Origin of the sequence: Collinsella bouchesdurhonensis, from assembly GCF_900155365.1 — a bacterium.
GTDB classification, from domain to species: Bacteria; Actinomycetota; Coriobacteriia; order Coriobacteriales; family Coriobacteriaceae; genus Collinsella; species Collinsella bouchesdurhonensis.
Genome location: NZ_LT699742.1, coordinates 19,692 through 34,292, shown reverse-complemented (window position 1 = coordinate 34,292; position 14,601 = coordinate 19,692). Strand labels below are relative to the sequence as shown.

At 57.8% G+C, this 14,601-nt stretch carries 14 protein-coding genes and 1 pseudogene; 12 read left to right on the top strand and 3 right to left on the bottom strand.

Annotation, left to right across the window (positions count from 1 at the left end; translation table 11 throughout):
• Positions 1–34: 34 nt before the first annotated feature.
• Together BQ9843_RS05125 and BQ9843_RS08985 are read right to left on the bottom strand one after the other, a co-directional pair.
• Positions 35–1,132 (bottom strand): YARHG domain-containing protein, encoded by a 1,098-nt coding sequence (locus BQ9843_RS05125; protein ID WP_075844169.1) that lies wholly within the window; start codon positions 1,130–1,132, stop codon positions 35–37.
• 6 nt (positions 1,133–1,138) lie between these two features.
• Positions 1,139–1,204: pseudogene (locus BQ9843_RS08985) on the bottom strand (zinc-ribbon domain-containing protein); the annotation flags it as partial.
• Between the two features lie 270 nt (positions 1,205–1,474).
• Here BQ9843_RS08985 and BQ9843_RS05120 point away from each other — a divergent pair.
• Positions 1,475–2,851, top strand: a complete 1,377-nt coding sequence (locus BQ9843_RS05120) for a hypothetical protein (protein WP_143327634.1) — start codon at positions 1,475–1,477, stop codon at positions 2,849–2,851.
• Between the two features lie 429 nt (positions 2,852–3,280).
• Here BQ9843_RS05120 and BQ9843_RS05115 read toward each other — a convergent pair whose 3' ends face one another.
• A complete protein-coding gene (locus BQ9843_RS05115; protein WP_075844167.1) occupies positions 3,281–4,369 on the bottom strand; it encodes a DUF1385 domain-containing protein in 1,089 nt (362 codons plus the stop codon).
• A 264-nt stretch (positions 4,370–4,633) separates the two neighbouring features.
• Between BQ9843_RS05115 and prfA the strand changes: the two genes are divergently transcribed.
• The 11 genes from prfA to BQ9843_RS05060 all read left to right on the top strand — a co-directional run bounded on the left by prfA (position 4,634) and on the right by BQ9843_RS05060 (position 14,476).
• Positions 4,634–5,701: a peptide chain release factor 1 gene (prfA, locus tag BQ9843_RS05110; RefSeq protein WP_022386358.1), complete on the top strand. Its 1,068-nt coding sequence runs from the start codon at positions 4,634–4,636 to the stop codon at positions 5,699–5,701.
• Positions 5,702–6,004: 303 nt separating this feature from the next.
• Positions 6,005–6,451, top strand: a complete 447-nt coding sequence (locus BQ9843_RS05105) for a PTS sugar transporter subunit IIA (protein WP_075844166.1) — start codon at positions 6,005–6,007, stop codon at positions 6,449–6,451.
• 11 nt (positions 6,452–6,462) lie between these two features.
• Positions 6,463–6,924 carry a PTS sugar transporter subunit IIB gene (locus tag BQ9843_RS05100; RefSeq protein ID WP_022386356.1) on the top strand — a complete coding sequence of 154 codons (462 nt, stop codon included), beginning with the start codon at positions 6,463–6,465 and terminating at the stop codon, positions 6,922–6,924.
• Positions 6,925–7,001: 77 nt separating this feature from the next.
• The gene (locus BQ9843_RS05095; RefSeq protein ID WP_171022741.1) at positions 7,002–7,862 is read left to right on the top strand and encodes a class II fructose-bisphosphate aldolase; all 861 of its coding nucleotides are present in this window, start codon (positions 7,002–7,004) and stop codon (positions 7,860–7,862) included.
• Positions 7,863–7,873: 11 nt separating this feature from the next.
• Positions 7,874–8,704, top strand: a complete 831-nt coding sequence (locus tag BQ9843_RS05090) for a sugar phosphate isomerase/epimerase family protein (RefSeq protein WP_075844165.1) — start codon at positions 7,874–7,876, stop codon at positions 8,702–8,704.
• Positions 8,704–9,474: a PTS mannose/fructose/sorbose/N-acetylgalactosamine transporter subunit IIC gene (locus BQ9843_RS05085; protein ID WP_040219487.1), complete on the top strand. Its 771-nt coding sequence runs from the start codon at positions 8,704–8,706 to the stop codon at positions 9,472–9,474. The genes BQ9843_RS05090 and BQ9843_RS05085 overlap by 1 nt, the downstream gene beginning before the upstream one ends.
• Entirely contained in the window at positions 9,464–10,303 is an 840-nt protein-coding gene (locus BQ9843_RS05080) for a PTS system mannose/fructose/sorbose family transporter subunit IID (protein WP_075844164.1), read from the top strand. Before BQ9843_RS05085 ends, BQ9843_RS05080 begins: the two co-directional genes overlap by 11 nt.
• A gap of 24 nt (positions 10,304–10,327) precedes the next feature.
• Positions 10,328–11,503 (top strand): mannitol dehydrogenase family protein, encoded by a 1,176-nt coding sequence (locus BQ9843_RS05075; protein ID WP_075844163.1) that lies wholly within the window; start codon positions 10,328–10,330, stop codon positions 11,501–11,503.
• A 46-nt stretch (positions 11,504–11,549) separates the two neighbouring features.
• Entirely contained in the window at positions 11,550–12,593 is a 1,044-nt protein-coding gene (locus BQ9843_RS05070) for a zinc-dependent alcohol dehydrogenase (RefSeq protein ID WP_040219482.1), read from the top strand.
• A gap of 2 nt (positions 12,594–12,595) precedes the next feature.
• Entirely contained in the window at positions 12,596–13,567 is a 972-nt protein-coding gene (locus BQ9843_RS05065) for an aldo/keto reductase (RefSeq protein ID WP_075844162.1), read from the top strand.
• Positions 13,568–13,756: 189 nt separating this feature from the next.
• Positions 13,757–14,476 carry a GntR family transcriptional regulator gene (locus BQ9843_RS05060; protein ID WP_040219477.1) on the top strand — a complete coding sequence of 240 codons (720 nt, stop codon included), beginning with the start codon at positions 13,757–13,759 and terminating at the stop codon, positions 14,474–14,476.
• Positions 14,477–14,601 lie beyond the last annotated feature (125 nt).

Sequence of the window (14,601 nt, the reverse complement as noted above, 5' to 3'; positions counted from 1 at the left end):
CTGCCAGGGCGCTCGCGTGCTTTGCGGCGGGGTGCTACTTGCTATGCTCCACGTCGTAGATGGTCTTGATGTTTTGTTGCTCGATGGAGGTTAGGGGGCTGTTCGGCAGCGAGTCGAATTCCTCGGCAGTGTATCTTTGCTGGTACCAGCTCTTGCTCTGGAAGTACTGGCGAATCTCCTGGTCGTTAAAGCCACGGCCATGGCGTGCATAGATCTCGTTGCGGGCGAGCATCAGCTCGTACTGGGAGTACGGCTGCAGCTCGCTGGCGCTGTAGAGGCGCGTGGATGAATCGGGCAGGATGTAGTCGCCTGCGCTGCTAGAGCTGGCCGACGTGCTGGTTTCGCTACTTTGCGAGTTGCTTACGTTGGAGAATTCCTCGCCGTCGTCGAGAAGAACCTGGACGTCTCTCAGGGCGCGCGGCTCGCCCAGGGGAAGGCCCGTATCGGAGGGCCACCACATGGCCCCCAATGCACAGGTGACGTGCTTGCCGTCGTATGAGGTCCATGCGTCGACATCGGAACCTTGGGCAAGCAAAACCATGCTTGCGGATTCGCTGGACGATCCCGGGCTTCCGTCCCCGTGGCCTGCGGTCACATAAGCCGTCGAATCAAACGCGAAGACTGCATAGGGGCCGCACTCATAGCCCCCTGCATTGGGGTTCTGGATTCCCTGGAAGTCTGTCATTTGGGCGTCGGTCTCAAAGATGCGAATCGTGCCTGGAAGGACTGTCTTGCCCGCGGCTTTTGCGTTGTCGATGGCCTTCTGGCGTGCGTTTTGCTTTTCGGCGTCGTTGCTCTCGATTTTGCCCTCCTGCTTGGACTTCTTGTCGTTGGGCTTGTCCTTACCCTTTTGCTTGGGTTGTTCGACCTGTTCCTGCTGTGGGTGCAGGATCTGGGTGTAGACGTAGTAGGCGCCAAAAGCGGTGGCGGCAAGGGCGAGGATCACAAGGACGATGAACAATACCATGGGAATTTTGCGGCGGCTCTTCTTGCGCGCTTGCTGGGTTTGGTTTTGGATGTCTCCGGCAGACTGTTGAGAAGCGCCGTCTGATACGGCGGGGCGTACTTCCGTCGGGGCGGGCGAGCTGGCGGGATTGGTGTCACTGCCGCTGGGCGCTACCCTCTCATTCATAAAGGGGGCTCCGCAGGTGGTGCAGAATTTGGCCCCGTCGGGATTTTCACAATTGCACTGAGGGCACCGCATGAGGCTGTCCTTTCTTTTTTCGATCTGCATCGTGCTTGTGCGTTGAGCGCGCTTTCACGAGTTCTTTTTCGAAAGCGGCCGAGTGGTTTTGGCTGATAACAATTTAAAATAAACGTGAACGCAATAATAGTGTTTTTGAACCAGTATAAAAATCGGAGGACGTACGTGGGGCGCGATGCATTTGCTCAGATTCGCAAGACGGATGGAAGTGTGCCTGCGGCAGCGGTGCAGCCTATTTATGCCGAGGGCGGGCCGAGCGACTCTTTTCATATGAGGGGGCTGAGGTTTAGCCCCGCGGCGCCTACGGGGGCAGGGCGCGATGGATCGCCCTTTGTGGAGGCAACGGCTCGCGGGCGTGCGGCCATGACGCTCGTGGACCTTTCCGCGTGCACTACGGTGCGCGGAAGACTTCCTTCTCAGTGGGGTGAGGAGGCCCCTGCGGACGCTGGGTATCAGCTGAGGGTTTCTGTCGAGAGGCTCGTCGAGTTTGCCTTGGAGCATGGACCGCTTTGCGCGCGTTTTCCGTATGCCCGCTCTTTAGACGGCGGCGAGCTGGTAGAAGACGAGGAGTTCAAGGAAAGCATGGGGTTTTGGGCGTCCGCTGCCATCATGGCGGACCTTGCCGTTACTGCGCAGCGCTGCGCAAACGGCTCCTTGCCCCTAGCGGCGGCGCAGGCCGCCTTGGGAAACCTTGTTCTTTGGCGTGTCGACAATCCTCGAACAGGGTCGAGCTTCGACCTCTTTGTGATTTCCAGGACCCTCGATGGAGCGTACGCATCGTGGCTTGGCGTGCCGCGATTCATTCGGCGCGAAGAGGTCGAGGGGCGCATCAATTACGCGTTTATTCTGGGGGATGCCGATTTAGATGGCGTTGTGGAGGTCGCTTTGGCCTCTTTTGAGCATGAGATTACTGCGTCGGACTATCGTCTTTTGAGCCAGGCGCTCGACTTGGCCCCTTCGGTTGACCGCGAGGTACGCGAGGTCCTCTCGCTCGAGGCGGCGGAGGTCTATTCGGGGGTCGAGAGCGACGGGTATCGGCTTGATGACGAAAAGCTGCGGGGGTGCGCGGGGAAATTGGAGAAGGCGGATTTGCCGCGGATGGCGTCTATGGTGCGCGCGCTGGTGACGGCACACCTGGGTGATGCCTATGTCGATGTGTTTTCCGTCAGTGGGGCCACGGGGCATTTTTCGTTTCGCAGCTATCTATCCTGGCTGTGGTACGACTTCTCCTGCGATTTGGGGGCCGTGCGCATCAAGTATTGCGCTCGCTGCGGCCGGCCGTTTTCGGTGGTGGGGCATCGCGGTCCCGAGAAGAATTACTGTAGCGCCGTTTGTCGCGACGCGGCCCACAACGAGCGGATGGCTACGCGGCGCGATGGGCTGCGGCACGGTTTTCTCGACGAGGGCAAGACGGTGGAGGAGCTTGCACGGGAGTTCTATCCGAGCGAGACTTCTCATGAGGCAACCAGGCGCACGATTGCGCTTTTGCAAGGATGGCCGAAGCTCAAGCGCGCCGTTGAGGACGATATCGAGGAGCATGGTTGGCACGCACCCCTGTTTGTGCGCTGCCATGCCGAGGGGATCGACGTTCTTAAGCTCTTGAATGCAAAAAGGCACAAGCAGCTCAAGGAGCGCGGCGGCCGGTAGACCGTGTGGCGGTGGGCTGCGGGTGCCGGCCGTTGTGCACCGGAGGCCGTACGTTGCTCAACGACTGGCGGTTCCATATACGTTTTTCGGCAAAAAACGCCTCCAAAACGTTGGATTTTCCGCCACTCATTTCAAAATGCGCGATTTTCCGCCACTGATTTGCTGGAACAATACTTAACATGGGGCATGCTGTCGATTGCCCCGGGAAAACTGCCCGCCAGGGAATGCGGGATGCCAATTGCCCCGGTAGGAAGCTCGTCTCCGGGCACCGTCGTCGATTATCTCGACAAGAGGTTATCGCTCGGGACGCCATCGTCATTCCTTCCGGTAAGAAACCTGTCGTCCGGGACAGCATCGCCATCCTCTCCAGCAAGAAACCCGCGTGGGATACCTGTCAGATGACATCTCGGCAACAGGTCTGTCGATGCCCTATCGAGCCTTCCGTTCGTGCTCGTCTACGAGCTTGAGGGCCGCGATGGCGCATTCGAGCATTCCCTCATCTGCCGTGCGCGTTGTGAGCTTTTGCATCATAAGGCCTGGCCACAGGGCGATTTTCACCAAGGGATTATCGGGGTGCGAACCCGCCCACTTGACCGTGACCTCATAAGAAAGTCCAGCGACGAGCGGAAGCATGGCGATGCGCGAGGCAAAGACAAAAAGCGAGCGTGGGATGCCAACAAGCCCAAGCCCGTCCGCCCAGGCACCAACGGGTACGAGCGTGTGCACCACGATGGCGACCATTACGGTCATGACCAAAAAAGCGGTGCCGCAGCGCACGTGGATGCGCGAGAACTTGGCAGCGTTTTCGGGCGTGAGGGACAGGCCGTGCTCAAAGCAATGGATCGATTGATGCTCGGCGCCGTGGTATCCGTAAAGACGCGCCATGTCGGGAACAAGGCCGATGCCTCCAACGTAAGCGATGAGCACTATGATGCGCAATAACGCCTCACAAAGGTTCCAGGCAACCGTATTATCGCTGGTAAGTGGCCCCATAAGAAGATTCGACAGACCAACGGGCAGCGCCACGAACAATCCCATGCCAAGGGCGAGTCCAAGCACGGTGGAGAGGACAAACTGCCAGCCGGATCCATCCGAGGAGGTCTGTTCGTCATGCTGGGAGTTTTGGCTTGGGGCGCAGGCGTCGGCGGTGGAGGAGGCCGTCGCGGGCTTGTCGGGCGACTCGGCGGTATGTGATTTCCCGACAGGCGATGATTTGCCGGGGGCATCGTCCTCTTCAAAGGCGTGCTCGGCGGCGATTTCCATTGCTTTATAGGAAAGCGACAGGGAGCTTACAAGGGAGACACATCCGCGTACGAGCGGGAGCTTCGTCCATGCCGGGCGGCTCTCGGGGGCAGGCAGGTCGTGCTCCTCGGTATAGATGGATCCGTCTTCGCAGCGAACGGCTACGGCCCAGTGGTCGCGACCGCGCATCATCACGCCCTCGAGTGTGGCGGCTCCGCCGATATGCGTGGCAAAAAGCTCGCCTTCCTCGGCGATGGGTCGATCATTGTTTGGCATGTTTGCGCTCCCAGTCGATGCGTGCGTACCGATAGCCCATGATACTAGGTGCGTCGCGCCTATCCTTCTGCGTAAAAGCGGTTTTATGTATGTTGCAGAGATGCCCGTTTTTTCGCGGTATTATGAGGTGGTTTACACGAGGAGAGTCTATGTACCAAAAGATCGACATGTTCTAGCTGCTTTTGCCATTGCCTGCGGCATACTGCCGCGGCCGCTACTCTCTGTCGATTTTTACTTCCCCATAACGGAATAAAGGAGCCGCACATGCGCGACAAACTCGAGAAGCTCATCGCTGCCTACGAAGAGCTCGAAAAGAAGCTGGCAGACCCCTCTGTTGCCTCCAACATCAAAGAATTTACGCGTCTCAACAAGGAGTACGCGCATCAAACCGATCTTGTGCGCGCCGCCCGCGAGTACCTGGCTGCACTCGACGACATCGAGGCCGCCAAGGAGATGCTGCACGAGGCGACCGATGCCGATGAGAAAGAGATGCTCCAGATGGACATCTCCGAGAACGAGGCAAAGCTTCCGCAGCTTGAGGAAGACATCAAGTTCATGCTCATCCCCGGCGACCCCAACGACGACAAAGACACCATCATCGAGATTCGCTCCGCTGCCGGCGGCGACGAAGCCGCCATCTTTGCGGGCGACCTCTTTAAGATGTACCAGCGCTTTATCGAGTCGCGCGGCTGGAAGATGGAAGTGCTCGATTCCAGCCCGTCCGAGGCCGGCGGCTTCAAGTCCATCGAGTTCAAGGTGACGGGCGATCGCGTGTACTCCGTTATGAAGTATGAGTCCGGCGTGCATCGCGTCCAGCGCGTCCCCAAGACCGAGAGCCAGGGTCGCATCCAGACTTCGACGGCGACCGTCGCCGTGCTGCCCGAGGCCGACGAGATCGACATCAAGATCAACCAGTCCGATCTTCGCATCGACACCTATTGCGCCTCCGGTCCTGGCGGCCAGTGCGTTAACACCACGTATTCCGCCGTGCGCATCACGCACCTGCCCACCAACACCGTGGTGCAGTCGCAGGAGCAGCGCTCGCAGATCCAGAACCGCGAGGTCTGCATGCAGATGCTTCGTGCCCGTTTGTACGAGATGGAGCTGGAAAAGCAGCAGGCCGAGCTTGGTGCCGAGCGTTCGAGTCAGATTGGCCACGGCAACCGTTCGGAGAAGATTCGCACCTACAACCAGCCGCAGGACCGCGTGACCGATCACCGTATTGGCTTCAACTCCACCTATAACGGCGTCTTGCTGGGCGATCAGCTCGTCACGGTGATTGACGCCCTCGCCGCCGCCGACCGTGCCGAAAAGCTCGCGCAGGCTGTCTAAGGTTCGCGCGGAGAAATGCGCGATATAACAACTGTATTTGGCGAAATGTCCGCCACCCGCCCGGTTGCCCCACGGCAGCCGGGCCTTTTTATGCCAAAAATAAACTATCTAGCAGGGGATTCGTTAAACAGGATCCTTAAGTGCCCAGATGTTCGCATGCCGTTCATCATCTTTATTCGACCGCTGACCGGTACCCGTAATATCTGAAACGTTATAGACGTATAGTACATACCAGATGAACACGAGGTTACGAGCTATGGGGGCCGTAACTACGAGTTCGGTTCATTTGGGAGGGACAAAACGGTGGAGAAGCGAATCGTAATCGCCACGCATGCAATGTTCTCGGAGGGCATCGCCTCGTCGCTCAAGATGATCTTTGGCGACGCTGTTCCTGTTGAGTGCATCACGGCATATGTCGATTTGAGCGTCGATTACCAAGACAAGCTGGAGAAGATCGTCTCCGAGCACGATTACGAGCATGCGGAGCTCGTCGTGCTGACCGATATCCTGGGCGGCTCGGTGAACAACGAGTTCATGGGCCTGCTCGACAAGTACAACTTCCATCTTATTACCGGCATTAACCTAGCGCTTTTGTTCGAGGTTGTCACGTGTCCCGCAGAGGATCTGACCGCGAACCTGCCGTCGATCGTAGAACACGCTCGTGAGCACATCGTTTTGTGCAACGAGCTTGTTGAAGCCAAGGCAGCAGCCGCGGCAGACGACCAGCTGGCTGAACTTAACGAGTTTTAGGAGGCAAAACCATGATCAAGTTGTTCCGAATCGACCACAGGCTTCTTCACGGTCAGGTTGCATTCTCGTGGACCAAGTCCATCGGTGCCGACTGCATTCTTGTGGCAGACGACGAGGCCACGACGAACAGCCTCAAGATGACTACGCTACGTCTGGCAAAGCCCCAGGGCGTGAAGCTTGTCGTCAAGTCCATCGACGACAGCATCAAGGCGCTCCAGAGCGGCGTTACCGATAAGTACAAGCTGTTCATCGTCACGGGCAGCGTGGCCGACGCCAAGCGCATCTGCGACGCCGTGCCCGAGATCAAGAGCATCAACCTTGGCGGCATCAAGAATCGCGAGGGCGCTCGCCAGGTAAGCCAGGCGATCTTCCTTCTTCCGGAGGAAGAGGACGAGCTGCACGAGCTGGCTGCAAACGGCGTCGAGCTCGAGATTCGCCAGGTGCCAACAGAGAAAAAAGAGCTCTACAAGTAATCAAGTAACGATACACGCACGTATTCAATGCGGTTCACATGCGCGATGCGCATTAAGAAAGAAAGGGAGAACCTATCATGATGGAACCGATGCACGAGCTTCTGCAGGAAGCGAAAAAGGGCGGCTACGGAATCCCCGCTCCCAATGTCTACAATCGCTTTACTATCGAGGCTGCACTGCAGGCTGCAGATGAGCTCAATGCCCCGGTGATTCTTGGCTGCCCCGGTGTCTTTGGCATCGAGGAAGTCGGCGAGCTCGCTCGTTACTACGAGCGCAAGTATCCGCGCGTTCCGTTTGCCGTGAACCTTGACCACGGCGGCCCGTTCGAGCACCTCATCCGCGCTATCCGCGCTGGTTTCTCCTCCGTTATGGTCGACCGCTCCACGCTTCCCTACGAGCAAAATGTCGCAGAGAGCAAAGAGATCGTGAAGATCGCTCACGCCGTCGGCGTTTCCGTCGAGGCCGAGCTGGGTCATGTTGGTCAGGGCGTCGAGTACGAGCAGACTCGTGACGCTGGCTTGACCCATCCTGAAGAGGCAGTTTCCTTTGTCGAGGAGACGGGCGTCGACTGCCTGGCAGTTGCCGTCGGCACCTCCCATGGCGCTTACAAGGGCACCCCGCACCTCGAGTTCGAGCTGCTCGAGACGATCGCTAAGAGCGTCGACGTGCCGCTGGTTTTGCATGGCGGTTCCGGCACCGGTGACGATCTGATTGCCAAGGCCATTAAGTGCGGCATTCAGAAGGTCAACCTCTGGACCGACCTCTCCCAGGCTTCCAACATGGCGGTCAAGGAGGCTATCGAGGCAGACTACGCTCCCGATGTCGATCCCGATAAGAAGAAGATCAGCTCCTGGCAGTACGACATGATCGGTGCCGATGGCTACAAGGCCGCGCTCGAGCACTACATGCATGTCTTCGGCTGCGTCGGCAAGGCTTAAGGAGTAATTCCATGCGCTTCCTGCCCACCAACCAGATTTGGCGTTATTGGAGCTTCGATACCTGTTTGCGAGATATCGAAGCCACGGGAACACGCGATATCGATTTGTGGTTGTGCAATAACCACGTAGATATCGACGCTCACGATATCTACAACGCCAAAGCAGTCGTTGATGGGCTCCGGAAGCACAGGGTGCGCGTACGCACGTTAACCCCCGAACAGGGTAATCCAAAAGCTTACAACATCATGTCTTCGGATTGCCATATCAAGCGGTTAACAGAAGGTTACTATCGGCAAATTGTTCGCCTGGCGGGAATGTTGGACTGTTCTCGCATATCGATAAACGGCGGCTGGTTTTCGCTCGATGAAGATCCTTCAAAGGCTTGGGACAACATGGTTTCAAGCATCGGACTGATTTGCGATATCGCGGGGGAGCAGGGAATCGACGTTTGCCTGGAAACCCTTACGCCCAAGCGATATCGCCTACTTACCGATCGTGGCTCGATGGCACAGGCACTTTCCGATATCGACCGTCCCAATTTGCAGGTGACGCTGGATACCGGAACGATTGCCCGCGGCGGAGAAGACCTCGAGGATTATCTCGAGCAGTTCGAAACAAAGATCGGCTACGTGCATCTGACAAATCTCGACCCGAGCGTTTTCGCACACTTGGCCTGGGGAGACGAGCACGGCATCCTTGACGCCGCACGCATCGTGAACTCCTTGATCCAACACGGTTTTGACGGCGATTGCGCTCTCGAAATGACCTGTCCCTCCTATTTTAATAACCCGCGCGAAGTCCTTGCTCGCGCACTCTCTGTCCTGAAAGGATGTGAACGGTAATGCTCGTACAAGCTCTGCTTGCTGGCTTGGTAGTCGGTCTTTCCAAGATGGAATACTTCTTTGGCTACAGCATGTTCAATCGCCCCATCGTTGAGGGCGCTATCATGGGTCTCGTTTTGGGCGACCCCGTGACCGGTACGATCATCGGCGCCACGCTCGAGATCGTCTTCCTCGGTTCGTTCCCGGTTGGTGCCGCGGTTTCCCCCGACGGTGGTACCGCTGCTGGCGTCTCGACGGCGTTTGCCATTCTTACCGGCGCTGGCACCGCGGTGGGCACCGCCTTCGCTGTGCCCCTGGCACTTCTCGGTGGCTTTGCCTTCGTGCTCTGCAAGTTCATCAACAACGCTTTTGCCGAGGCGATGAAGGCGCAGCTTGCCAAGGATAACGATAAGGCTGCCCGCGCCCTGTTCTGGGCAGGTAGCTGGGTTGGCACCTTTGGCCTCTACTTCTTGATCGGCTTCCTTTCCGTCTTCTTTGGAAGCACCGCGCTCGAGTCTGCAGTCTCCGCTATCCCCACCGATGTGATTAACGGCCTGGCATCCGGCGGCAACTTGCTTCCCGCCGTGGGCTTTGCCCTGCTGCTGTCCATGATTATGGACAAGAAGCTTGCTCCCTGGTTCTTTATCGGATTCATCCTCGCTGCCTACCTGCAGCTCCCCGTAATCGCAGTAACCGCTCTGGCCACTGCAGGCGTCGTGCTCATCCTGGTGAGCCGCAACGAGAACCCCGCTACTTCTACTGCTGATGAAGGTGATGACAATGAGTTCTAATCAGACCACGAACGGCAAGCTCACGAACAAAGACTTGACGCAGATTTACGGTCGCTACATCCACCTTAACGGCATGAACGACTATCCGGGCCAGATGCATGCTGGATTTACCTACTCCATCATCCCGGCGCTCAAGAAGATCTACGCGGACAACAAAGAGAAGCGCATCGATGCTTACCAGCGTCATATGAACGAGTACTTCAACGTGACCCCGTATCTCGGCGGTTTGCCTCTGGGCGTCGTTCTTGCTATGGAAGAGCAAAACGCCGCGGACGATGACTTCGATACCGCGACGATCACCGGTATCAAGACCGCTCTTATGGGTCCCCTTTCCGCCATTGGCGACACGCTTTTCCACGCGACGCTTCGCGTTATCGCGACGGCCGTCGTGATCAGCATGGCTTCTGCCGGCAACATCCTGGGCCCGATCCTCTTCCTGTTGATCTTCAACATTCCCCAGTTTATCTGCCGTTGGTGGTCGCTCAAGAGCGGTTACAGCATGGGTACTAAGCTGCTCGAGCAGGCTGAGTCCTCGGGCATCATGGAGAAGATCTCCTACGCTGCGAGCGTTATCGGCCTTGCTGCCATCGGCGCCATGACGGCGTTCAACGTCAACCTTTCCTGCGCCCTCACCATCCCGAACGCGGCAGGTGGCGACCCCACCCTGGTTCAGAGCCTCTTTGACGCTGTGTGCCCCAAGATCTTGCCGCTTGGCCTCGTGCTGCTGTGCTACTGGCTGCTTGCTAAGAAGAAGGTCAATGTGATCCCTCTTCTGCTTGGCCTGCTCGTCGTCGGCGTCATCCTCCGTCTCCTGGGCATCATCGCTTAGGCGACATAAGGAGGATTGAATCTTATGTCGACTGAAGAATCCCCGCGTGAGATTGCGATTCTCGGTGCGGGAAAGATCGGCAGGGGAGTCGTCGGCCTGCTCTTCTCCCGCGCAGGATACCGCCTGCACCTGTACGACATGTACATGGAAGGTATGCGCAAGCTTGAGGCGCAGGGCTACTACGACGTCCGCGTGACCGACGGCCATGATGTTGACGAGTCCACGCGCATCGACGACTTCGATATCGTCGATAGCACCACCGACACCGAGGCCATTGCTCTTCTTCAGAGCGTAGACATCGCTGCGTGCTGTGTGTACGAGGGGGCATTCAAGAGCCTCGCCCGCGTGATTGCCGAGGCTGTCTCCCAGCGCCATGCATCCGGGAACGAGCGCGATCTCAATATCCTGCTGTGCGTGAATGCTTTGGGCGCTCCCGCAAAGGTCGTCTCGTATATCGAGGGCGAGCTTGCCGAGGAATACCTCGCGTATTTCCGTGAGCATGTGGGCGTTTGCCAGGTCATGGTTCTCGCCGCCGGCATTCCGAGCGACCCAGACGCCAACCCCTGGCAGGTAGTTGTCTCTGCGAATCCCGGACTGGAGATTGACGCGGATGCCTGGAAGGGCCCGCAGCTTCAGATCGAGAGCGTCTCTTTCATCCGTGGTGCCCAAGGCCATATCTACCGCAAGGTCTATTGCGGCAATATGCGCCATGCTATGGCCGGCTTTATGGGCAAGGCCGCTGGTCACGAGTTCATTTGCGATTGCCACAAGGATCCGTGGATCCGCGCCAACATCGTGGCGGCGTTCGAGGAGGCTCACGCAGCCATCGTGCAGGAGTACTCCTTTGATCCGGCAGAGGACGCCGAGTGGGTGGAATTCATCTACTCCAAGCTCGATGCCGACGTCAAAGACCCGGTCGATCGCGTTATCGCAAAGACCGACGAGAAGCTGTCACACGATAACCGCTTCGTTGGCCCGGCTCTGATGTGCTTGCGGCACGGAATCGTCCCGTTCTATCTCGCACGCGGTATCGCCTACGGACTTGATTGTCTTGCAGCCGAGCAGGGTGTGGAGCTTAAAGACGACGCGGCGGTGCGCGCCTACGCTCGCGAGATCTGTTCGCTTGGCGAAGACGAATGGATGCTGCTCGATCTTGTCGCCAAGCAGCACGCCGATATCGCTTTTCGAGCCGCCGAATAACCGACGGCTGTAATAACCAATACCAACGACTGAAAACGAGGAAACCATGAAAGCAAAAACAGCTGTACTCACTGCGGTTGAGACGGCAGAGGTGATCGATCGCGAGCTTCCCGAGCTGGGCGAGCACGACGTTTTGGTCAAGATCGATGCGAATAACATCTGCACGTCCGAATACGGTGCCTTTAACGGCGCACGCAAGCGTCCGCTTCCCCTGGTGTTTGGACACGAGTGGGCAGGTACCGTGGTCGAGGTCGGCTCTGCGGTCGACAGCGTTGCCGTAGGCGACTACATCGCGAGCGGTTACCAGTACGACCCCTATTCGGAGCCCAGCCGCGAGGGCCGCACCAGCGAGTGCACCAAGCTGCAAAGCGCCGATCACCCCAACCCGGATGGCTATTTTGGCAACGCCGGCTGCGCCAACTACGCCGTTGCCAAGGAAGTTGCCTGCTACAAGATCGATAAGGGCATCGATCCTTCCGTGGCCGCCCTTCTTGAGCCCTTGGGCACCTGCTGCGCCGGCTTCCGCCGCTTTGGCATCGAGTACGGCCAGACCGTTGTCGTTATCGGTGCAGGCACCATGGGCGTTCTCAACGCTCTGGTTGCCAAGGCGCATGGTTGCCGCGTCATCATCACCGAGATGATGCCCAAGAAGCTCGAGACCGCAGCGAAGCTCGGCCTGGAGACCATCGACGTTTCCAAGTGCGATCCGGTGGAGAAGGTTCGCGAGCTTACCGGCGGCAAGGGCGCAGACGGCGTCATCATCGCCGTTGGTGCTTCGGGCGCTTATGCCCAGGCTCTCGAGATGGCCAAGGAGAAGCGCGCCCACCTGCTTATCTTCGCAGCAGGATACCCGGCACCCAAGTGGGAGCTCGATCCCAACACCGTGCACTATCGCCGCATGGTCATCGTGGGCTCCTACGGTGCCGACGCTGTCGACTTCCGCGAGGCCGCCTCGATGATCAACATGGGCGCAGCTGACTTCTCCCAGCTTGTCGAGGAGAAGATTCCTCTGGATAAGATCCAAGAGGCCTTTGAAGAGGCATGCAAGCCCGGAATGTATCGAATCAGCGTTCAGTGCCAGGAGGACTAACAATGCGTTACAAGACAATGAAAAAATCCGGCGAGAAGATCTCTGCTATCACCGTCGGTACGTGGGCCATCGGCGGCAAGAACAGCATGGGCGGCGGCTACGGCGAGATTGACGACCAGGATTCCATCGAGGCAATCAAGGCCATGATCGATGGCGGCGTCAACCTGATCGATACCGCTCCCATCTACGGCGAGGGCCACTCCGAGGAGGTCGTTGGCAAGGCTATCGAGGGTATCCGCGACAAGGTTTTGATTGCCACGAAGTACGGCTCCTACATCGAGAACGGTAAGGGCGTTCACTGCAGCCGTCCCGATTCGGTCCTGCGTGAGTTCGACGCATCGCTCAAGCGCCTGAACACCGATTACGTCGACATGTACCTCATGCACTGGCCCGACGACCTGGGCACTCCCATCGAGGATACGATGGCTTGCGTCAACAAGCTCAAGGAGCAGGGCGCGGTTCGCATGCTCGGCCTGTGCAACTCCGATAGGGCCCTCATCGAGCGTGCAAGCGCCGTTGCCGATATCGACATCGTGCAGCTTCCGTTCTCCATGGTCAACCAGTCTGCCCTCTCCGACCTCAAGTGGTGCGAGGAGAACGACATCGATGTCATGACGTGGGGTTCTTTGGGTGCAGGCATCCTTACCGGCGCCGTGCGCGAGAAGCCGAACTTCGATGAGAAGGACTTCCGCGCTACCTTCTATCCGTTCTATCAGGAGCCTATGTTCTCCAAGATTCAGGAGTTCCTCAAGACCATGGACGTCTTGAGCGAAAAGTATGGCAAGCCGCTGGCCCAGATCGCCATTAACTGGAGCACGCAGAAGAGCTTTGTCTCCACCGCGCTCACCGGCGTTCGCAAGGTGTCCGAGGCTCAGGAGAACTGTGCCGCCTTTGAGTGGAGCCTGAGCGACGAGGATATCGCTCTGCTCGATGCCGAGCTCACGCGCCTCGAGATCACCGAGGCAGTCGCATAGCTCATCTTGCTATTGCCCGAGGCGCGCGTCGTCTTGCGCGCCTCGGGCATTGAGCCCATGACCTTGGGCTCTTTTTTCGTACCGTTCGATTGGTCATATACCTTTCGAGGATAATATGACCTTATGACCTTGTATTATGGGGCATGCAAGCGGCAAGCGAGCTGCTGCCGAGTGAGGAGTTTGAACATCATGAGCCAGCTTGAGATGCCGCTGTATCAACAGATATACGACGAGATTAAGCATGCTATTGACAACGGCATATATGTTCCGGGGGATAAGATCCCAACCGAGACGGAGCTATCGACCAAGTACGCCGTGAGTCGCATTACGGTGCGGCGCGCGATCGAGGATCTGAGCGCGGCAGGTTTTTTGGTAAAGCGACGTGGTTTGGGCACGTTTGTTTGCGAACCGCGCATGCGCAGGAAGCTGCTGCAAGGTGGCCTGCCCCAGAGCTTCAGTGAGATTTGTCGCAAGAGCGGCCGCGTTCCTGGTGCAAAGCTCATTAATCGTGAAATCGTTGTTGCTCGCCAGGACGAGCGCGAGTTCTTTGGGCTCGATGAGGGCGACCTTGTCTTGCATGTTCAGCGCCTGCGTACGGCCGATGAGCAGCCCATATTCGAAGAGAACATGTGTCTTCCCTACGTTGAGAACAAGGAGCTCGCAAGGTGCGACCTTCAGGGAAATTCGCTCTATGAGCTGCTGGACGAATTTTATGGAAGGAAGCCGGTACAGAACCAGAAGGTTCTGGTCGAAGCCATGGGCGCGTCGAGCGAGCGTGCGGGCCGTTTACAGGTGCCTGTTTCCGAGCCGCTGCTGTACATTACGACATATGCTCTCGACCAAGATGACAAGCCTGTCTATATTGGCCGTCAATACTTTATTGGCTCGCGCTACATGCTCGATCTCTAGCAGCTAGCTGGCGCGATACCGTTGCTCTAGAGCCCGGTTGTCCCTTGGCAGCCGGGCTTTTTGCATGTGTTGTTTGATTTGGAGAGAGATGTCGCGGAATTTGGGGAGAGACGGCGTGTTGAGAT